This window comes from Streptomyces sp. NPDC056948, from assembly GCF_042674225.1.
Lineage (GTDB): Bacteria > Actinomycetota > Actinomycetes > Streptomycetales > Streptomycetaceae > Streptomyces > Streptomyces purpurascens.
Genome location: NZ_JBHUQX010000737.1, coordinates 1 through 2,204, shown reverse-complemented (window position 1 = coordinate 2,204; position 2,204 = coordinate 1). Strand labels below are relative to the sequence as shown.

Sequence of the window (2,204 nt, the reverse complement as noted above, 5' to 3'; positions counted from 1 at the left end):
CCCGGGGCCGGGTTCAGAGGTTCATTTGAGCATTCCGTACGGGGCCTACGACCGGTGCCGTAGGCGTCTTCACGCGTCGTGGTGCTCCGACAGCCCCGGCCAGTCGTCCGGGCCGCCGCCCTGCCACTCGACGAGGTCGCTCTCCGCGACATCGGTGACGTACAGGTCGGCCAGCCGCAGGATCTCGGCGACGTCGTCGGCGTGGGTGGCGACGCCCAGGGGTTCCTCGCCCAGGGTGACCCGGCGGGATCCGTCCAGGGCGGGGGAGTGGACCACGACATGCGGATGCTCGGTGGGATGTGCCATGCCTTCAGGCTCCTGCGGACGCACCTGTTCCGCACCCTGAAGGGGCTGGCCGCCCGACGGCGCGAGGCTGGGCGCGACAGGACATTCGCGCCGCCGGACGGGGTCTGTGAGGGGAGGGAGAGGAGGGGGAGAGATGCTGGGACCGCGGCGGATGCGACGGGGCCCGGAACGGTCTTCCCTCGGGTCGAGAAGCCCGCTCCCGGTCCTTCACCACCGCACTGGCTCGCAGCCGCCGCGGTCCACACCCTGCCCGCGTCCGTGCCCGGGGCGACCACCCCTCATCCGGGTCGCCCCGCGCGGTCGGACGCGGTCAGGGAGTTCAGTCCTCGCGCAGAGCGCGGACCGCCTCCTCCACGCGCCGCCCGTACTCGGGGTCGGCGGCGTGGAAGTGCGCGAGGTTCTTCTCGATCACGTCGTCGCGGGAGACCTGGGAGAGGCCGCCGGCGATGTTCGCGATCAGCCGGGACTTCTCCTCGGCGGACATCAGCCGGTACAGCTCGCCGGCCTGGAAGAAGTCGTCGTCCTTGGTGTGCGGGGGCGCCGCGTGGGTGCCCGTGTGGCCGCCGACCGCCAGCGGGGCCGACAGCGGGCGGCCGGTCTCGGCCGGGCCGTCGTAGGAGTTCGGCTCGTAGTTCTTCGCGGCGCGGCCCTGGGCGTTGGTCGCCATGAGGCCGTCGCGGCCGTGGTTCCGCGCGGTCGTCGCCTTCGGGGCGTTCACGGCCAGCAGGGTGTGGTTGACGCCCAGACGGTAGCGGTGGGCGTCCGCGTAGGCGAACAGGCGCCCCTGGAGCATCTTGTCGGGCGAGGGCCCGATGCCCGGCACGAAGTTGTTCGGGGAGAACGCGGCCTGCTCGACCTCGGCGAAGACGTTGTCCGGGTTGCGGTCCAGCACCAGCCGGCCCACCCGACGCAGCGGGTAGTCCTGGTGCGGCCAGACCTTGGTCAGGTCGAACGGGTTGAAGCGGTAGCCGTCCGCCTCGGCCGCCGGCATGAGCTGGACGTAGAGGGTCCAGGACGGGCGCACGCCCCGCTCGATGGACTGGAGCAGATCCGTCTGGTGGGAGTTCGCGTCCCTGCCGACGGTCTCCGCGGCCTGCTCGGCGCTGAGGGAGCGGACGCCCTGGTTGGTCTTGAAGTGGTACTTGACGAAGAAGGCCTCGCCCGCGCTGTTCGTCCACTGGTAGGTGTGCGAGCCGTAGCCGTTCATGTGCCGGTACGAGGCCGGGATGCCGCGGTCGCCCATCAGCCAGGTCACCTGGTGCGTCGCCTCGGGGGAGTGCGCCCAGAAGTCCCAGACGTTGTCCGGCTCCTGACGGCCCGTGAACGGGTCGCGCTTCTGCGAGTGGATGAAGTCCGGGAACTTGATCGGGTCCTTGATGAAGAAGACCGGGGTGTTGTTCCCGACGAGGTCGTAATTGCCTTCCTCCGTATAGAACTTGACCGCGAAACCGCGCGGGTCGCGCACCGCGTCCGCGCCGCCGAGCGAGTCGGCCACGGTGGAGAAGCGCACGAACACCTCGGTGCGCCGTCCGACGGTGCTCAGGAAGTCGGCGTACGTGAACTCCGTGACGTCGTCGGTCACTTCGAAGTGGCCGTAGGCGCCCGACCCGCGGGCGTGCACCACGCGCTCCGGGATGCGCTCGCGGTTGAAGCGCGCCAGCTTCTCCAGCAGATGCTGGTCCTGGAGCAGGAGCGGGCCGCCGGCGCCGGCGGTGGCGGAGTTCTGGTTGTCGGCGACGGGGGCGCCGGACTCGGTGGTGAGCACGCGCTGCGACATCGTGACCTTCCGATACGAGAGGGCAGCGGAAAAATGTTTCCGCTTCGTGGAGCCTAGGGTCGGGGTGAAGTGGGCGTCAACAGTTTGTTGAAGTGGTGGGTATGGCTGGGCCGGGCGGCGC

Annotated in this window: 2 protein-coding genes; both read right to left on the bottom strand. The window is 70.3% G+C overall.

From position 1 onward, the window contains the following. Positions 1-69: 69 nt before the first annotated feature. Positions 70-306 (bottom strand): hypothetical protein, encoded by a 237-nt coding sequence (locus ACFTZL_RS44180; RefSeq protein ID WP_189721359.1) that lies wholly within the window; start codon positions 304-306, stop codon positions 70-72. Between the two features lie 319 nt (positions 307-625). Then, positions 626-2,083, bottom strand: a complete 1,458-nt coding sequence (locus ACFTZL_RS44175; protein WP_382596087.1) for a catalase — start codon at positions 2,081-2,083, stop codon at positions 626-628. Positions 2,084-2,204 lie beyond the last annotated feature (121 nt).